Here is a 17,933-nt window from a genome sequence, read left to right on the forward strand (position 1 = left end):
GCGGTCGGCAACCGAATCACCGCCGAGCGCGACGCTGTTGTCGGCGGTCGCGGACGCGAGATTGCCGATCGCCGTGGCATTCGTGCCGGACGCCCAGGCGCCGCCACCGACCGCCGTCGAGAAATCGCCCGACGCTTCGGTCGGCAACAGGCCGAGCAGGGAACCGCCCACGGCCACGCTGTTGTATCCCGTCGCGATGGAGCCGGAACCGAGCGCGGTGCTGTCGCCGCCGCTCGCATCCGCGCCGTAGCCCACCGCCGTGTCGAAACTGCCCGAGGCATTGGCGAATCCGCCGACGGCCACGGTCGCGACGCCGGTGGCGGTGCTGGTGTGGCCTGCGGCCAGCGACTGCGTACCGGACGCCGTGGACGAACTGCCGAAAGCACCGGCGTAGGCGCCCGTCGCACTGCTTCCGGTGCCGACCGCGCTGGCACCGGCCCCCGTTGCGTTCGCCTGCGTGCCGACCGCGGTCGCGTTCGCGCCGGTGGCGTTGCTCTGGCTGCCCAGCGCCGTCGCGCCCTGCGCGGTCGCGTTGCTGTCGTAGCCCACGGCGGTCGCGTTCACGCCTTTCGCTTCCGCGTAACCGCCGACCGCGGTGGCGCCCGCCTTGTTGGCGATGCTCTTGTAGCCGACCGCGACGGCGTGGCGGCCGGACGCATCGACGTTGTCGCCGCACGACACGGCGTTCTCGCCGGGACGACCGTCGATGATGGGGTTGCCGCGCGCATCCACGCAGTAGGCGGGGCCCGTTCCGATCTGCGGCTTGTCGTTCTGTGGCTGGCCTTTCTGCTTGTCGTGCGCCAGGGCGGCGCCGAACGGCGCGCCAGCGAGCAGGGCCGAGACCAGCAGCGTCACGCCGAGCCGCGCGCGCGCGCCGGACGACATCACGCCGTGCGCGCGACGCGCGAACTCCGAGGCCACCACCAGCATGCCAAGGGAGGGGTTCCACACCTTGCTGTAAATCCTGTTCATGGATCACGTCCTTCATTCTGTGTTTTCGGGGGAATACGACAGCGCCCGGACCTTGTGGCACGGGGATTAGAGGCGGACTGCGTCAGGGAAACAGACGGCGCGGCATGCGACAGGGGAGACGCATGGCCGGGTCGCACGAAGCAACGGAAACAAGCGGGGATGGTGTGCCGCTACCGAACGGCAGCGACGGAAAGCGTTGCGGTCGACGCGAGGAACACGACGCGGGGACGTCGCGAAAAGAAAGGCGTGCAAGTGGATCTTCGAAACGAAACGACGCGTCGAAAAACGGTTCCCTCATTCCCCATCCCCTCGTCCCTAGATGATGCAAAACAACTCCGTGTGATCGAACACTACATCCGCGTTGTGCAATTTGCGAGAGATTTGCTACGTTCGGTGCAACGCGAAGAAACCGCTTAAAACAAGGCGTTAACGCCATGTGTAGGGCGCGTGTAGAACATGTAGTCGTCGCGTGAAGAGTGCCGTGGCAGGTAAACAGGGGTACCTGTACGGTCCACTTGAAAGGGAAGTCGCAAGTCGTTGAGTAAGCACGCCATAAACGGGTTACCCAGTTCGTTCATCCTTGTAGACATGGAGCAGGTCAAGTGAATTCATATTCTTCTTTCCGCAGTTCGCGTCGTCGTCCGCTCGTTGTTGCGCTCGCCGCAATCGTCACGTTCGGAGCCTTCGCGGCCACCGCTTCCGCGGGCGATGTCAGTACCGCCGGTCTGCGCGATGGCGAGACCTACGACCGGTTCATCGTGAAGTACCGTGATGGCAGCACCGCGCGCACCAACAGCGCCACGTTGCAGCGCTCATTGCTCGGGGCGGTATCGCGCTCGGCGCTCGGCGCCGCGAACGGCAAGGCCGTAAGTGCGTCGAAGGTGCGCCGCCTCGGCATCGGCGCGGAACTGGTGCAGGTGTCGCGCAAGCTCGATCGCGTGGAAGCCGAAAGCCTGTTGCGGCAACTGGCGACCGATCCCGACGTGGAGTTCGTCGAAGTGGACGCGCGCCGTTACGCACGCCTGGTGCCCAACGACACCTACTACAACCAGTACCAGTGGCATTTCAAGGATGCGGTTGGTGGCATCAACCTGCCGGCGGCGTGGGACAACGCGACCGGTGCCGGCGTGGTGGTGGCCGTGCTGGATACCGGCATCACGACGCACAGCGATCTCGATGCGAACATCCTGCCCGGCTATGACTTCATCAGCGACACGTTCGTGTCGCGCGATGGCGACGGGCGCGATGCAAACCCGCGCGACGAGGGCGACTGGAACCCGGTCGCAGGCGAGTGCTACGCCGGCTCGCCGGTGCAGGACAGCAGCTGGCATGGCACGCACGTGGCCGGCACCGTCGCGGAGGTGACCAACAACGCCAAGGGCATGGCCGGCGGCGCGTTCAACGCGAAGGTCGTGCCGGCACGCGTGCTCGGCCGTTGCGGCGGTTACACCTCCGACATCTCCGATGCGGTGATCTGGGCGTCCGGCGGTACCGTGGCCGGCGTGCCGGCCAATGCCAATCCCGCGGAGGTGATCAACCTCAGCCTGGGCGGCTCCGGCGCGTGCAGCGCGGTGGAACAGAACGCCTTCAACATCGCCATCGCCAACGGCAGCACCGTGGTCGTGGCGGCCGGCAACGATGCCGGAAACGTCAGTGGATTCTCGCCCGGCAACTGCGCCGGCGTGATCACCGTCGGCGCCACCCGCATCACCGGCGGTATCGCGTCGTATTCCAACTACGGCACGCGCATCGATATCTCGGCGCCGGGTGGCGGTGGCAGCGTGGACGGCAATCCGGGCGGCTATGTGTGGTCGACCGGCAACGACGGCACGACGGTCCCCGCGGCCGAGACCTATTTCGGCATGGGCGGCACGTCGATGTCGGCGCCGCACGTGGCCGCCGTCGTCGCGCTGATGCAGAGCGTGGCGGAGACGCCACTGACGCCGGCGCAGGTGCTGGCCACGCTGAAGGCGACGGCGCGGCCGTTCCCGGTGGCGCCGCCAGCGAACCGTCCGATCGGTGCGGGCATCGTCAATGCCGCGGCCGCCGTGCAGGCGGTGATCGGTGGCGGGGTCGGTGGCAACACCGGTGCCAAGGACGCGGTGGTGCAATACGCACTGGTCGTGCCGGCAGGCGCGAAGAACCTGTCGTTCATCAGCTTCGGCGGCAGCGGCAATGCCGATGTGTACGTGAAGTTCGGCAGCGCGGCGACGGCAACGGCCTACGACCTGCGTTCGGTGCGGCCGGGCAACAACGAGGTGATCAACATCGCCACGCCGCAGGCCGGCACGTACTACGTGTCGCTGGTGGGCAAGACGGCGTTCGCCAATGTCAGCGTGCGCGGCACCTTCACGGCACCCTGAGCATCGGGCGTGTGCGGTGTGACGGTCCCGGGAGACTGGGTCCGTCCCGTCGCGGAGCGTGATGGCGGCGCATGACGGTGGATGGGGGAATACGGTAAGTTGGCGCATTCCCCCGTTCACTGCCGGCATGCCGCTCTACCGCTACAAGGCCCTCAACGCGCACGGTGAAATGCTGGACGGCCAGATGGAGGCCGCCAGCGATGCCGATGTCGTCGCGCGCCTGCAGGAGCAGGGTCACCTCCCGGTCGAGGCCGCACCGGCCGTAGCCGGGGGCGGCAGCAGTTGGGGGCAGTTGTGGCGGCCGAACGCTTTTGCGGGCGACCGGCTGGTGCAGTTCACCCAGCAGTTGGCCACGTTGCTCAGCGCAGGCCAGCCATTGGACCGTGCGCTGGGCATCCTGCTGGACCTGCCGGAAGACGAGAAGGCCCGGCGCGTCATCACCGACATCCGCGATGCCGTGCGCGGCGGTGCACCGCTGTCCACTGCGCTGGACCGGCAGCATGGCCTGTTCTCGCGGCTGTACATCAACATGGTGCGGGCGGGTGAAGCCGGTGGCAGCCTGCACGATACGCTGCAGCGGCTCGGCGATTACCTGGAGCGCAGTCGGGCGCTGAAGGGCCGCGTGGTCAACGCGCTGGTGTATCCGGCGATCCTGCTGGTCGTGGTGGGCTTCGCGCTGCTGTTCCTGCTGGGCTACGTGGTGCCGCAGTTCGCGGTGATGTACGAGAGCCTGGACGTGGCGCTGCCGTGGTTCACGCGCGGCGTGCTGTGGGTGGGCGCGTTCGTGCGGGACTTCTGGTTCGTGCTGATCGCCGTGCCGGCCGTGGCCCTGCTGTGGTTCGACCGCCGTCGGCGCGACCCGGCATTCCGCAACAGGCTGGATGCCTGGCTGCTCGGCCGGCCGCTGGTGGGGCCCTTGCTGGCACGTCTGGAAACCGCGCGGCTAGCGCGTACGCTGGGCACGCTGCTGAAGAACGGCGTGCCGCTGCTGACCGCGCTGGGCATCGCCCGCAACGTGCTCGGCAATCGTGCGCTGGCGGCCGATGTGGACACCGCGGCCGACGACGTCAAGAACGGCCATGGCCTGTCCGCGTCGTTGGGCAAGGGCAAGCGGTTCCCGCGGCTGGCGCTGCAGATGATCCAGGTGGGTGAAGAGTCCGGCGCGCTCGACGGCATGCTGCTGAAGACCGCGGAAACTTTCGAGCAGGAAACCGCTCAGGTGCTGGACCGTATGCTGGCCGCCCTCGTCCCCGCCATCACGCTGGTGCTGGCCGCCGTGGTCGGTGTCGTCATCATCGCCGTGCTCGTCCCGCTGTACGATCTGACCGGCGCCATCAACTGAGAACCACCGGAGAGTCCACCGCCATGTCCCGCATGCGTCCGACGAAAGCCTTTCGCGCCCCGCGCTCGCAGCAGGGTTTCAGCCTGCTCGAGATCATCATCGTGCTGGTGCTGATCGGCGGCATCCTGGTGCTCGTCGGCAGTCGCGTGATGGGCGGTGCCGACAGTGGCAAGGTAAAACTGGCGCAATCGCAGTTGCAGACGCTTTCCGGCAAGGTCGAAACCTACCAGCTGGATACGGGCCGTTATCCGACCCAACTCGGTGACCTGGTGACGAACCCGGGGGCTGCCGGCTGGCTGGGGCCGTATGCGAAGGAAAGCGAGTTGCAGGACCCGTGGAAGAATCCGATCGACTACCGCATCCCAGGTGAAGCGCAGCGCTTCGACCTGATCAGTCTCGGTGCCGACGGCAAGGTCGGTGGCGACAGCGTCAACGCGGACATCAAGAACGAATAAGCGCGGCGCCGACCGTCGTGGCATTCCGCGTCGACCGTCCACGTCTTCCCGCTTCCGGGCGTGCCGCCGTGGGCGCTGGCGGGTTCACGCTGCTGGAGACGTTGCTGGTCATGACGTTGATGGCGGCCGCGGCGATCCTCGCGGCGATGGTGTTCGCCGGCGGCATGGACGGCATGCGGCTGCGCTCCGAATCCAAGGAGATCGCGGCGCAGCTGCGCTACACGCGGGCGCGCGCCATCACGACCGGTCTGCCGCAGATGTTCCGCATCGATCCGCGGGCACACGCGTGGGAAGCCGCAGACGACCGTCGCGGCGAGATCGATGAATCGCTGTCGGTGAACTTCACCGGTGTCCGCGAGGCGCAGGTGCGGGCAGGCGAGGGCGCGATCCTCTTTTTCCCCGATGGCGGTTCCACCGGTGGTCGCGTCACGCTGGCGGCCGGGACGGCGGCGTGGAGCGTCGACGTTGCGTGGCTGACTGGCGAAACACGGTTGGTACGCGACGAGGTGCGCACGCCATGACGCCGCCGAGCCGACGCCATCAGCACGGTTTCACCCTGCTCGAAGTCATTGTCGCCTTCGCCCTGCTGGCACTGGCATTGACCCTGCTGCTCGGGTCGCTGTCCAGCGCGAGCCGGCAGGTGCGCCAGTCCGCGGACAGCAGCCGTGCCACCTTGCATGCGCAATCGTTGCTGGCGCAGCTCGGTGCCGGCGAAGTGCTGCAACCGGGTCGGCAGCAGGGCAGCTTCGAAGGTGACCGCTATCGCTGGCAGCTCGACGTGGCGCCGTTCGCGGATCCGCTGGCGGCGCGCGCGCAGGTCGATGCGGGTGCGCCGCAGTTGCTCGATGTGCGGTTGATGGTGCGTTGGGGCGACGAGCGCGGGCAAGCGTTGCAATGGCGGACGCTGAGATTGGCGCCACGCGACATCAACCAGGCCGTGGTGCCGTGATGCGCGCGCAGGACAAGGGCTTCACGCTGATCGAGGTGCTGGTCGCGCTCGTGCTGATGGCGGCCGGGCTGGCGCTCGCGTTTGCGACACTGCGCTCATCCACGGCCGTGGTCGCGCGCGGCGAGGACATGGCACAGACCAGTGAACGCATGCGGGCAGTCCATGGTTACCTGCGCGCGCGGTTGGCGTCGGCGCAACCGATCGTGTTCGCGACCGACCGCGGTTCCCTGCGACAGGCGCGCTTCATCGGTACGCCACAACGCATGCGCTTCGTGACGGACCTGCCGGACTATCTCGGCTACGGCGGTCCCTACCTGCACGACGTGGTGGCCGACGACGAGGGTCGCCTGCAGGTCGCGTTCTCGGTCGCTCGACCGGAGGCCTCGATGGAGGAGGTGGATCTCGCGGCACGGGGGCAGCGCGCCGAGCGGCTGGCCGATGGCCTGCGCGCGGTGCGCTTCCGTTATCGCGGCCTGGATGCCGACAACCGGTTGGGGCCATGGCAGGACCGCTGGGAAACGTCGGAGATGCTGCCGCTGCAGGTGAAGGTGGAAATGCAGGCCGTGCAAGGCGGTCGCTGGCCGGACCTGGTGGTGACGCTGGCGCGCAGCGAAGGCGGTGCGGGCGGTGGCCTGGTGTCCGGCGGTAACGCTCCGGTGCTGCCATGAACCGTGTGCGTGGCGCTGCCTTGTTGCTGGTGTTGTGGCTGGTGGCGCTGCTCACCGCACTGGTCGGTGCGTACGCGCTGACCGCGCGGATGGAGGCGTTGCAGGGACGGGTCGGCAGTCGCGGTGCGGTCGCGCTGGAGATCGCGCGTGCCGGCATGGAGTACGCGCTGGTGCGCGTGTCCGACCGCAATCCGGAAACCCACTGGCAGCCCAATGGTCGCCCTTATGCGTGGCGCTTCGATGGGCAGCAGGTGCAGGTGCGCATCGTCGACGAGACTGGCAAGGTCGACCTCAACCAGGCCGATGCGTCCTTGCTGTCCCGCCTGATGCAGGCACTCGGGCAGCCGCCGGACATCAGCGATGCACTCGCCGGGGCCATCGTCGACTGGCGCGATGCCGACAACCTAAGCCAGCCGGTCGGTGGCGCGGAAGATGGCGACTATGCTGCGGCGGGTCGTGGTTACGGTGCCAAGGACGCACCGTTCGAAACCATCGCGGAGGTCGAACAGGTCCTCGGCATGACGCCCGACCTCTATGCGCGGATGGCGCCCTTCCTGACCCTGTACTCGGGACGTGCGCAACCGGATGCGAGCTATGCACAGGGACCGGTGCTGGCGGCGATGGGCGTGGATGCGACGGCATGGCTGGCGCAGCGCAACGCCGTTGGCGCCGCCGGTAATCCGCAACTCGTCGGCACCGGCAGCGGCACGTATAGTATCGAGAGCCGTGCGCGGCTGGCCGATGGCCGCGAGGCGGCGCTGCGGACAGTGGTGCGCGCGGGTGCCAGCCCGATACCGGGTTCGGCCTATACCTTGTTGCGCTGGGAGGAGGGGGCGTCACCACAATGAGCGGCGTACGCGACACCTTGCAGCGATTCCGGACGCGCCTCGGTCCCGGGCCACGCAGTTTTCTTGCGTGGTGGGGACAGGCGTTGGCGACCTGGTTGCCGGTGCGCTGGCGCGTGCTGCTGGGGCTGACCGGTGACCGCCTGCTGTTCCAGCGGCAGGACGACGGGATCGAGATGTCCTGGTTGGAAGGCACGCAGCGGCATCGGCTCGCGCAATTGCCGGCTGCGATCACCGCTGACGAATTGCGTGCACTGCTGGGCAACCGGCTGGCCGGCCTGCCACGCTGGTGGTTGATCCCTGACGGCATGGCGCTGCGCCGCCGCCTGCTGCTGCCGGCCGCCGCCGCGGAGCGCCTGCACGATGTGCTGAGGTTCGAACTCGACCGGCAGACGCCTTTCACGGCCAACGAGGCGCGCTTCGATGCGCGCGTCCTCGGCGTTCGCCCCGACGGGCAGCTCGATGTCGAACTGGCCGCCGTGCCGACGGCCGCGTTCGCCGCGGGCGTGTCCGGGCTGGGCGACCTGGCGGATGGCCTGGCGGGCGGCGATGTGGAAGACGCGGGCGGCGCGCCGCTGGGCGTGAACCTGCTTCCCGAAGCGGCGCGGATGACCCGGCAGGCACCGCAGCGTGGCCTGCACGTAGCACTGGCCGCGGTCGCGGGGATCACGCTCGTGTTGGCGGCGTGGGCGGTGCTGGACAACCGGCGCGCAGCGGCCGACGCCTTCGCATCGCAGGTCGACAGCCGTGCCGACGCCGCGCGACAGGTGGCTGCGCAGCGGCAGCAGCTCGCCGACCTGGTCACGGGCACGACAGTCCTGAGCCAGACCAGCGCCCGGCGCCCGACGGCCCTGGAAGTCATGGATGACGTGACCCGGCGCCTGCCCGACAACACGTATCTCGAGAAGCTCGCCATCGAAGGCGATCGCCTGACGCTGATCGGGTTCAGTCCGGAAGCGTCGGGCCTGGTGGCGCGCCTGCAGCGCTCGCCGTTGTGGCGCAACCCCGCATTGAGCGGCGCCTTGCAGCCGGATCCGCGCACGCGCATGGACCGCTTCACCTTGACCGCCGAGCTGCTGGGCAAGCAGGACCCGGCCGCCGCTCCCGCAGGAGGCGCCGATGCCGCTGGCCGTGACTGACCGCGACCGCTGGCTGGCGCTGGCATTGCTACTGGCAGCGCTGCTGCTGGGGTATTTCCTGCTGGTGCACCCTTGGTGGACGGTGCCGATGCAGGACGTGGGCACGCGCGTCGACGAACTGCGCGAGCGTGAATTGCGCATCCGTACACAGTTGCAGCAGGCGCCGCAGGTGCAGCGTGAACTGGCCACCGCGCTGGCGCAGCAGGCGCAGCGGCCGGGGTTTCTGCCGGAAGCCACCGTGGAACTCGCGACGGCCGGTCTGTTGCAGAAGTTGGAAGCCGTGGTCAAACAGGCCAGTCCCGGCAACCGCAGCTGCGCCATCGCCAACCAGTCGCCGCTGGCCGTCGCCGGGCGCGAGGTCTATCCGCGCGTGGTGGTGCAGGTACGGCTGCGCTGCGGCGCGCCCGAACTGGCATCGGTGCTGCACCAGATCGAATCCGGCAGCCCGCGGCTGTTCGTCGAGAACCTCAACATCCTCGCGCAGCGCTACGCCTTCCAGGCGAACGAAAGCGGTGCTGGTGGGTTGGACGTGAATTTCGATCTCTATGGCTACCTGAAACCGTCACCGGTCGCGCCGCAGGAGCCATCCCGTGCGCGCTGAGTCCTGGAGCCTGCGCACCTGGCTGCTTGCCGTCGTGGCGGGATGGGCGGTGCTCGCGGCGCTGCTGGCGCTGTTCGGCCTGGGCAGCCGCATCACGCCACTGCCGGCCGATCCTGGCCTGATCCAGGCGTTGCCGCGCCTGCCGCCCAGCACCCCCGAGCGCCTCGGCGCACTGAGCCAGTACGCGGACGTGGGCGCCCGCCCGCTGTTCTCCGAAGACCGTCGCCCCAAGCCGTTCTTCCTGTCGGGCGATGAAGCCGCCGCGCCTGCTTTCGACCTGGTACTCACCAGCGTGCTGATCACCCCGGCACTGGAGTTGGCGATCGTGCAGCCCTCGCAGGGCGGTGAAGGCTTGCGCGTGAAAGTCGGTGAATCGCCTGCCGGTTTCCCGGGATGGCGGCTGACGGAACTGGGCCCGCGCCGCGCCGTCTTCGATGGACCGGAGGGTCGTCGCGAACTGGAGCTGCGTGTCTTCGACGGTACCGGCGGGCAGCCTCCCACCGCCTTGTTGCAGGGGGCGCCTGGCGTCGCACCGATTGTGCCGCCGCCGGCCGCCGTCGCCCTGCCACCGGGCGCATCGGGCGCACCGGGCGGGCGCACCACCGGCGGCAACAGCCCACCGGCCGTCATGCCCGGTGCGCCTGCTCTCCCCTCGCCCGCGCCGCTGCCGGCAACGTCGCCATCGGCATCCGGGACGGCCGTGCCCCTTGCGACCGCCGACGACCAGATGGAACAGATCCGCCAGCGCATCGAACAGCGCCGCGCACAGCTGCGGCAGCAGCAGGCGCAACCCACCACGCCGCCGGCAACGCCCGGCAAGACACAGTAGAGTGCCGGCATGACGTTACGTGTGATCCTGTTTTCCCTCTGCCTGGGCCTGTTGGCCGGATGCGCCAGTGCGCCGCTGCCGGACGTGCGTCGCACGGCTGGCGACGCCTCGGGTGAGGCGGCGTCCGGCAATGCGCAGACCACGCCGCTGAAGGACGGTGAAGCCCCCGTCTCTGGTCCGCAGGCGCAGATCCGCCGCGGCAACGGGCAGATGATCAACCGCAGCGCGGCGGCGGCACCGATGCCGTCGTTGGGCGGCGCGACCGGTGGTCCGGCCACGTTCAATTTCGAAGGCGAGTCCGTGCACGCCGTGGTCAAGGCCATCCTCGGCGACATGCTGGGGCAGAACTACGTCATCGCGCCCGGCGTGCAGGGCACCGTGACGCTGGGGACGCCCAAGCCGGTATCACCGGCGGAGGCGCTGAACCTGCTGGAGATGGTGCTGGGCTGGAACAATGCGCGACTGGTCTACAGCGGCGGGCGCTACAACATCATCCCCGCCGACCAGGCGCTTGCCGGCAGCGTGGCGCCGCGTACCGGTCCTGCCTCCAGTGCGCGGGGCTACGAAGTGCGCGTGGTGCCGCTGCGCTTTATTTCCGCCACCGAAATGAAGAAGGTGCTGGAGCCGTATGCGCGGCCGAATGCGATCGTCAACGTCGACGCCACCCGCAACGTCATCACGCTCGCGGGCACGCGCACCGAACTGGAGAACTACCTGCGTACCGTCGAGATCTTCGACGTGGACTGGCTGTCCGGCATGTCGGTGGGGGTGTTCCCGCTGCAGACCGGTCGCGCCACGCGCGTGGTCGCCGATCTGGAAAAGGTGTTCGGCAACGACAGCAAGACGCCCAGCGCCGGCATGTTCCGCTTCATGCCGCTGGAAGGTGCGAACGCCGTACTGGTCATCACGCCGCAGGCCGCGTACCTGGACCAGATCCAGCAGTGGCTCGAACGTATCGACGGCGCGGGCGAGGGCAGCCGGCTGTTCTCGTACGAACTGAAGTACGTGAAGGCGCGCGAACTCGCGCAGCGACTTGCGGAAGTGTTCGGCTCGTCGGGCAGCAATGCCAACGGCGACAGCCGCTCCACCGGTGGTGCCGGTAACGTCTCGCTGATGCCGGGCACGGATCCGGTGCAGATCAACGACGGTGGCATGAACAGCAGCGGCGGCTCGGTCGATTTCGGCAGCGGCAGTGGCAGCAGTGGCACCAGGGGATCGAGCAGCGGTAGCGGGCTGGGCGGCGGGACGCTGTCGCTGAACCAGCGCGATGGCGGCAATGGGGCCGTGACGCTGGAAGTGGATGGCAACCGCGTGGGCGTGGCCGCGGTGGAGGAGACGAATACCCTGCTCGTGCGCGCCAGCCCGAGCGCCTGGCAGTCGATCCGCGAAGTGGTCGACAAGCTCGACGTGATGCCGATGCAGGTGCATATCGAAGCGCAGATCGCGGAAGTATCGCTGACCGGCGACCTGAGCTACGGTGTCAGCTGGTTCCTTGAGCGTGCGATGACCGACAACGGGCTGGGTCCTTTCGCCGCACCGGGTGCGGGCGGGCCCAGCAAATGGAGCACGCTCGCCGGTAGCATCGGCGGCGTGAGCGGAGCGGGTGCGGTGTGGACGCTGGTCAAGAACGATGCGGCCGCCGTCATCACCGCGCTGGACGAAGTGAGCGATGTGCGCCTGCTGCAGACGCCGTCGATCTTCGTGCGCAACAACGCGGAAGCCACGCTCAATGTGGGCAGCCGCATCCCGATCTCGTCGGTGACCTTCAATCCCGGAGTCGGCACCAACAACACCTTCAGCCAGGTGCAGTACCTCGACACCGGCATCATCCTCAAGGTGCGCCCGCGCGTAACCAAGGATGGCGTCGTGTTCATGGAAATCGTGCAGGAAGTCAGCACGCCGGGCGACGTGCCGGACGAGAACGGCAACGTCCGCATCAACAACCGCCGCTTCAAGACCGAAGCGGCGGTGCAGGCGGGTAATACCGTGATGCTGGCGGGCCTGATCAGCGACAGCGCGACGAACGGCTCGGCGGGCATTCCCGGCCTGAGTCGGCTCCCGATCATCGGTGGCCTGTTCGGCAAGAAGACGACCAGCTCCGAGCGCAGCGAAGTCATCGTGCTGCTCACGCCGACCATCGTCCGCAACCCGCAGGAAGCAAACGAGCTGACCGACGAATACGGCAAGCGGTTCCGCGCGCTGGAACCCTTGCACGCGCCGCGCACCAAGTGACGCCGCCCGCCGCATCGTCGCTGCCCATCGTCCTGTTGCCGATCGGCAGCGACGACGACGCACTCGATGCCTGCCTTGCGGCGCTGGATGCGGGAACGCCCGCCGGAACCCGCCTGTGGCTGGCCGACGACGCGCAGGCCGGGCCGCGCGGACTGGCCATCATCGAGCGCTGGCTGGCGCGCACGCCCCTGCAGGCCGACTACACGCGGCGACCGCGGATGCTGGGCGAAGTCGCGCACATCGACCAGATGCTGGCGGCGTGTGGCGACGCTGATGTCGTGGTGCTGGCGCCCGACGCACAGCCGCTGCCGGGATGGTTGCAGCAACTGGCGGCCTGCTTCGCGCGCGACGCCGCGATCGCCACTGCCACGCCATGGTGCAATGCAGGCGAAGCCGCCGCGTGGCCGCGGCTGGGCGAAGTCAGTCCGCCGCCGATGGATACCGAGCGCACCGCACACGCCTGCGCAGCCATGCCGCCACTGCATCCCGAACTTCCCGCGGCGGTGGCGCACGCCGTCGCCTTGCGCGGCAATGCGCGCAAGCGTGTCGGCGGGCTCGACGCCGCGAGTTACGGCTCGTGGTATGCCGCGCTGGTCGACCTGTCGCTGCGCCTGGCCGGACTCGGCTGGCGCAACGTGCTGTGCGAAACCGCCTTCGTCGCGCGTGGCGGCGAGGGCGGCCCGTCCGATGGCGACATGGATAGCCTCAATGCCCGCTGGCCGGCGTTCACGCCGCGGCTCGCCAATTTCCTGATGGAGGACCCGTTGCGCGTGCCGCGCGAACGGCTGGGCGACCTGTATACCGAAGCGGGATCGCCGGAGCGCCAGCGTGACCTCTTCGGTTGAGCCCGCCGGCATCGCGGCCGTCGTGGTGACCCACGAAAGCGCATCGAGCATCGACGACTGCCTGATGCGGCTGCGCGTGGCGCACGGCGTGCACGAGATCCGCGTGGTCGACAACGCCTCGACCGACGACACCATGGAAATCGTGCAGCGCCATGCGTTGCAGGATGCCCGCGTGCGCTTCATCGCCAATCCCGACAACCCGGGTTTCGCCGTCGGCTGCAACCAGGGCGCGCGCGATACGCTCGCGCCGTGGCTGGCGTTCGTCAATCCGGACCTGATGGTGGAAGCGGACACGCTCGCGCGCCTCCGCTCGCATGCGCATGATGCCGGTCGCGACATGCTGCTGGGTGTGGACCTGGTGGACGAGGAGGGCGTGCGTGATGCCGCCGCGAGGCGCCGCGATCCCGTATTCGCCGAGATGCTGCGCGCGCCGGGCGCGGCATCCAGGCTCGGCGTGCAAGTCGATGATGGGCAGGCGCTGCAACCGGTGGATGTCGTCTCGGGTGCGCTGATGCTGATGCCTCGTGCGCTCTTCGACGGGATCGGCGGATTCGACGAAGGCTACCGGCTGCATGCCGAGGACATGGATCTTTGCCGCCGCGCACGCGATGCAGGGGCTGTGGTCGCCGTCGCGAACGATATCCGCGTCCTGCACCTCCGCGGCGTCTCCAGCCGCGCACGCCCGGTGTTCGTGGAATGGCACAAGCACCGCGGCCTGTGGCGCTACTTCCGCACGTTCGAGGCCTCGCAGCGTGGTCCGTTCACGCGGATGGGCGTGTTCGCCGCCATCTGGCTGCATTTCGGGGCGGTGCTGGCGCGGATCATCCTGCGCCGACGCTGACGAGCGCTAGTCGCCCGATACCCGGTGACCGTGCCTGCGCAACGCCTGCAGGGCGAGGTCGAGCTGCGGTTCCTGCACGAGCACGTAGTCGGTATCGAACGTGGAGATCGCGAAGATGCCCACGCCGGCCGCTGCCAGCGGATCCAGTACCGCCTTGAGGATGCCGGTCAGCGCGAAGTCGAACGGCCCTTGCAGCTTGAACATGCGCCAGCCGCGCTGGCAGCGCACGTCCTCCGGCACCTGCGCTTCTTCGCAGACCAGCGACAGTTCGTCGTCGGTCCAGCCGGCATGGCGCATGCCGGCCGTGGGCCACCAGCCCGGGAGCGACGCGTCGGCAGGCAGTTGCGCCACTGCGTAGCGTTCGGGGAGCAGGGACAGCGTCAGCGAAGGTGCCGTCATCCCGCGCGCCCGTTCCACCAGAACAACGCGTTGACCGCCAGCACGACGACGACGGTGTAGACCAGCGACAACGGGCCGCCGACACGCCACAACTGGCGTGAGGTGTAGTTGGCGGGGCCGACGATCATCGAGATCACCGGATTCGACGCGGTCATCAGGTTGTTGGACGCCGACAGCGCCACGATCAGCGCGAAGGCGGTCGGATTGCCGCCCGCAGCCAGCGCCAGGTTGATCGCCATCGGCACCATCACGATGGTCGCGCCGACATGGCTGATGACCAGCGAGAAGGCGGTGGTCAGCAGGGCGATGGCGATCTCCAGTACCCACACGGGAATGCCGTCCGGCAAGCGTTCGACCGTGTGCCCGGCAACCCACGCCGCCGCACCGCTGCTGTCCATCGCCCAGCCGAGCGGGATCAGGCCCGCCATCAGGAACACCGTCTTCCAGTTGATCGCGCCGTAGGCCTCGTCCATGCGCAGCACGCCGGTCAGCAGCATGCCGGCCACGCCGGTCATCAGCGTCAGCGCGACCGGCAGCTTGGAGGTGAGCGCGATGATGATGGTGATGGCGAAGATGGTCATCGCGATCTTGAACTTGTGCGGCCGCTGTTCGCCCTTCGGGTAGTCGGTCACCACGACGAAGTCGCGGCTCTCCGCCGCCAGGCCGAGGTCCTGCCAGATGCTGTGGAACACCAGCATGTCGCCGGCGCGCAGCTTCTCGTCGCGGACGTTCTCGCGGATGACCTTCTTGTCGCGGTTGATCGCCAGCAGGCTGATGCCGTTCTGCTTGCGCAGGCGCAGCTCGCGCGCGGTCTTGCCGATGAACTTCGACGTCGGCGGCACCACGGCTTCGGAAATGCCGGCGCGGCTGGGATTGAACAGGTCGCCGAAGTGGCGCAGCCGCGAGGACATGCGCAGGAACTGGTTCTGCGCGAAATCGCTGATCTCCTGCCGCGCGCCCATCACGCCCAGCACGCTGCCGACCCAGATGCGCATGTCGGCCGGGGGCGCCAGCCGCGTGTCGTTGCCGGTCTGCAGGGCCAGCATCAGCGGCGCATCGTGCAGCGCTTCGGCTTCGCCCAGCGACATGCCCACCAGCGGGCTCTCGGCGCTGACCACCAGCTCGAACACGTCGCCCTCGATGCCGTAGGTGTTGGCGAAGTAGCTCTCGGTGCGCGCCGGTGTCACCGCGCCGTCGCTGTCCTGCGTCTCGTCCTTCAGCTTGCGGTCGCCGTAGAAGCGGAAGTACACCAGCGAGGCGATCACCAGCGCCAGGCCGATCGGCCACGGCGCGAACATGCGCAGCGGTTCCAGCGTCGCCATGCCGGAGGGCAGATTGTTGTTGGCCGACACCAGCAGGTCGTTGAGCAGGATCAGCGGCGAGTTGCCGACCATGGTGAACGCGCCGCCCATGACGATGGCGGCGGCGATCGGCAGCAGCAGCCGCTGCATCGACAGCCCGGTGCGCGAGGACAGGCGCGAGGCGACCGGCATGAACAGCGCCATCACCGACGGGTTCTGCATGAAAGAGGAGTTGAGGCTGGCGATGGCGGTGGTCATCAGCAGCAGGCGCTGCTCGATGCCATGGCCGCGGCGCAGCAGCCACGACGCCAACCGGTTCAGCGCACCGGTGCGGTCCAGGCCGGCGCCGAGGATCATGGTGGCGATGATGCTCATCACCGCGTTGCCGGAGAAGCCGCCGAAGATCTCCTCCGGTGCGATCAGGCCGGTGATGCCCAGCACCACCAGCACGACCAGCGCCACCAGGTCGGCGCGGATGCGTTCGAACAGGAACATCGCCATCGTGAAGCCGACCAGCCCGAGGACGAGCTTCATGTCGTTGGTCAGCGTCAGCGCGTTTTCCATGTCGCGGTCGGTTTCCTGTTGCGTACTGCCGTATTACTCGCGGTCGTACAGAAGATCCCACACCCCGTGCCCGAGCTTCTGGCCACGGGTCTCGAAATGCGTCTGCGGCCGCCACTCGGGCCGCGGCACGCTGCCGCGCGGGCCGGCACGGTTGCTCAGGCCCGGCGTCGCGTCCAGCACGTCCCACATGTGTTCGGCATAGGCTTCCCAGTCGGTGGCGCCGTGCAGGCGACCACCTGGGCGCAGCTTGCGCGCGATCAGCGCGGCGAACTCGGGCTGCACCAGCCGGCGCTTGTTGTGGCGCTTCTTGTGCCACGGGTCCGGGAAGTAGATGCGCACTTCGTCCAGCGAGCCATCGGCGACCTCGTGCTGCAGCACTTCCACCGCATCGTGGTGGTAGACGCGCACGTGGTCGCTGCCGTCTTCGGCCAGCGCGTTGAGCAGGCGGCCGACGCCGGGCGCATGCACTTCCAGGCCGATGTAGTCGCGCGCCGTGTCGTTCCTGGCAGCGAAGCGCAGCGCCTCACCGTTGCCGAAACCGATCTCCAGCACGCGCGGCGCGGTGCGACCGAACACTGCGTCGTAATCGCGCGGCGAGCCGGTGTAGTCCAGCCCGAAGCGTGGCCACTGCGTATCGAACGCGCGCTGCTGTGCGTCGGTGAAGCGGCCCTGCCTCAGCACGAAACTGCGGACCTCGCGGCGACCTTCGCTGGCCGTGAACGGCTTGGGCGGCGTCTTGGCGCCGGGGCTGGAAAACGGGTCCGTCATCAGCCGATCAGGCCATCGATCGGGCTGGAGGCCGAGGCGTTGCGCTTGCGCGGGATGCGACCGGCGAGGAAGGCTTCGCGGCCGGCTTCGACCGCCTTCTTCATGGCACTGGCCATCAGCACGGGATGCTTCGCGCCGGCAATGGCCGTATTCATCAGCACGCCGTCGCAGCCCAGTTCCATGGCGATGGCGGCATCGGACGCGGTGCCGACGCCGGCATCGACCAGTATGGGCACCTTGGCGTTCTCGATGATTTCCAGCAGGTTGTACTTGTTCTGCACGCCCAGGCCGGAACCGATTGGCGCGGCCAGCGGCATCACCGCGACGCAGCCGATTTCTTCCAGGCGACGGGCCAGGATCGGATCGTCGCTGGTATAGACCATCACCTGGAAACCGTCGGCGACCAGCGTCTCGGCGGCGGCCAGCGTCTGCACGACATCGGGGTAGAGCGTCTTCTCGTCGCCCAGCACTTCCAGCTTCACCAGCGGGTGGCCGTCGAGCAGTTCGCGCGCCAGCCGGCAGGTGCGCACGGCGTCGGCGGCGGTGTAGCAGCCGGCGGTGTTGGGCAGGATCGTGTACTTGTCCGGCGGCAGCACGTCGAGCAGGTTGGGCTCGTTGGGCGACTGGCCCAGGTTGGTGCGGCGGATGGCGACGGTGACGATCTCGGCGCCCGCGGCCTCGGTGGCCAGGCGGGTTTCCTCGAAATCCTTGAACTTGCCGGTGCCGGTCAGCAGGCGGGAACGGTAGGTCTTGCCCGCGATCACCAGCGGGTCATGGGGGACGGTGTTCGACATGCGGCGATTATCGCCCATGTGATGCC

General features: G+C 68.4%; 17 protein-coding genes and 2 pseudogenes. 13 read left to right on the forward strand and 6 right to left on the reverse strand.

The window, feature by feature from the left end; genetic code table 11:
- Positions 1-345, reverse strand: a pseudogene (locus tag AX730_RS19630) (hypothetical protein); the annotation flags it as partial.
- Positions 346-444: 99 nt separating this feature from the next.
- Positions 445-972, reverse strand: a pseudogene (locus AX730_RS19635) (ESPR-type extended signal peptide-containing protein); the annotation flags it as partial.
- Between the two features lie 602 nt (positions 973-1,574).
- Between AX730_RS19635 and AX730_RS16910 the strand changes: the two are divergent.
- From AX730_RS16910 to AX730_RS16970, 13 genes are all read left to right on the forward strand, one after another.
- A complete protein-coding gene (locus AX730_RS16910; RefSeq protein WP_062358377.1) occupies positions 1,575-3,335 on the forward strand; it encodes a S8 family peptidase in 1,761 nt (586 codons plus the stop codon).
- A gap of 127 nt (positions 3,336-3,462) precedes the next feature.
- Positions 3,463-4,677 (forward strand): type II secretion system protein XpsF, encoded by a 1,215-nt coding sequence (gene xpsF / locus AX730_RS16915; protein WP_062358378.1) that lies wholly within the window; start codon positions 3,463-3,465, stop codon positions 4,675-4,677.
- A gap of 32 nt (positions 4,678-4,709) precedes the next feature.
- Positions 4,710-5,132: a type II secretion system major pseudopilin GspG gene (gspG, locus tag AX730_RS16920; RefSeq protein ID WP_062358432.1), complete on the forward strand. Its 423-nt coding sequence runs from the start codon at positions 4,710-4,712 to the stop codon at positions 5,130-5,132.
- Positions 5,133-5,149: 17 nt separating this feature from the next.
- Complete coding sequence (gene xpsH, locus AX730_RS16925; RefSeq protein WP_062358379.1) at positions 5,150-5,653, forward strand: type II secretion system protein XpsH; 504 nt, start codon at positions 5,150-5,152, stop codon at positions 5,651-5,653.
- A complete protein-coding gene (gene xpsI, locus AX730_RS16930; protein ID WP_062358380.1) occupies positions 5,650-6,081 on the forward strand; it encodes a type II secretion system protein XpsI in 432 nt (143 codons plus the stop codon). Before xpsH ends, xpsI begins: the two co-directional genes overlap by 4 nt.
- A complete protein-coding gene (locus AX730_RS16935; RefSeq protein ID WP_198147237.1) occupies positions 6,078-6,749 on the forward strand; it encodes a prepilin-type N-terminal cleavage/methylation domain-containing protein in 672 nt (223 codons plus the stop codon). Before xpsI ends, AX730_RS16935 begins: the two co-directional genes overlap by 4 nt.
- Complete coding sequence (locus AX730_RS16940) at positions 6,746-7,597, forward strand: type II secretion system minor pseudopilin (protein ID WP_062358382.1); 852 nt, start codon at positions 6,746-6,748, stop codon at positions 7,595-7,597. Before AX730_RS16935 ends, AX730_RS16940 begins: the two co-directional genes overlap by 4 nt.
- Positions 7,594-8,733, forward strand: coding sequence for a PilN domain-containing protein (locus tag AX730_RS16945; RefSeq protein ID WP_062358383.1), 1,140 nt, complete (start codon positions 7,594-7,596; stop codon positions 8,731-8,733). Before AX730_RS16940 ends, AX730_RS16945 begins: the two co-directional genes overlap by 4 nt.
- The gene (gspM, locus tag AX730_RS16950; protein WP_062358433.1) at positions 8,714-9,334 is read left to right on the forward strand and encodes a type II secretion system protein GspM; all 621 of its coding nucleotides are present in this window, start codon (positions 8,714-8,716) and stop codon (positions 9,332-9,334) included. Before AX730_RS16945 ends, gspM begins: the two co-directional genes overlap by 20 nt.
- The gene (locus tag AX730_RS19020; RefSeq protein WP_062358384.1) at positions 9,324-10,163 is read left to right on the forward strand and encodes a hypothetical protein; all 840 of its coding nucleotides are present in this window, start codon (positions 9,324-9,326) and stop codon (positions 10,161-10,163) included. Before gspM ends, AX730_RS19020 begins: the two co-directional genes overlap by 11 nt.
- Positions 10,164-10,172: 9 nt before the next feature.
- Positions 10,173-12,395, forward strand: a complete 2,223-nt coding sequence (gene gspD / locus AX730_RS16960) for a type II secretion system secretin GspD (RefSeq protein ID WP_062358385.1) — start codon at positions 10,173-10,175, stop codon at positions 12,393-12,395.
- Entirely contained in the window at positions 12,392-13,240 is an 849-nt protein-coding gene (locus AX730_RS16965; RefSeq protein WP_062358386.1) for a glycosyltransferase family 2 protein, read from the forward strand. Before gspD ends, AX730_RS16965 begins: the two co-directional genes overlap by 4 nt.
- Complete coding sequence (locus tag AX730_RS16970; protein WP_062358387.1) at positions 13,224-14,081, forward strand: glycosyltransferase family 2 protein; 858 nt, start codon at positions 13,224-13,226, stop codon at positions 14,079-14,081. The genes AX730_RS16965 and AX730_RS16970 overlap by 17 nt, the downstream gene beginning before the upstream one ends.
- Positions 14,082-14,087: 6 nt before the next feature.
- Here the strand turns inward: AX730_RS16970 and AX730_RS16975 are convergent, their stop codons facing one another.
- The 4 genes from AX730_RS16975 to AX730_RS16990 are packed head-to-tail and all read right to left on the reverse strand — an operon-like array spanning position 14,088 to position 17,907.
- Positions 14,088-14,480 (reverse strand): ACT domain-containing protein, encoded by a 393-nt coding sequence (locus AX730_RS16975; RefSeq protein WP_062358388.1) that lies wholly within the window; start codon positions 14,478-14,480, stop codon positions 14,088-14,090.
- Complete coding sequence (locus AX730_RS16980) at positions 14,477-16,345, reverse strand: SLC13 family permease (protein ID WP_062358389.1); 1,869 nt, start codon at positions 16,343-16,345, stop codon at positions 14,477-14,479. Before AX730_RS16980 ends, AX730_RS16975 begins: the two co-directional genes overlap by 4 nt.
- Positions 16,346-16,378: 33 nt before the next feature.
- On the reverse strand, positions 16,379-17,113 hold the full coding sequence (gene trmB, locus AX730_RS16985) for a tRNA (guanosine(46)-N7)-methyltransferase TrmB (RefSeq protein WP_062358390.1): 735 nt from the start codon (positions 17,111-17,113) through the stop codon (positions 16,379-16,381).
- Positions 17,113-17,907, reverse strand: coding sequence for a thiazole synthase (locus AX730_RS16990; RefSeq protein WP_062358434.1), 795 nt, complete (start codon positions 17,905-17,907; stop codon positions 17,113-17,115). The genes trmB and AX730_RS16990 overlap by 1 nt, the downstream gene beginning before the upstream one ends.
- Positions 17,908-17,933 lie beyond the last annotated feature (26 nt).

Source organism: Pseudoxanthomonas mexicana (genome assembly GCF_001556105.1).
GTDB classification, from domain to species: domain Bacteria; phylum Pseudomonadota; class Gammaproteobacteria; order Xanthomonadales; family Xanthomonadaceae; genus Pseudoxanthomonas_A; species Pseudoxanthomonas_A mexicana_A.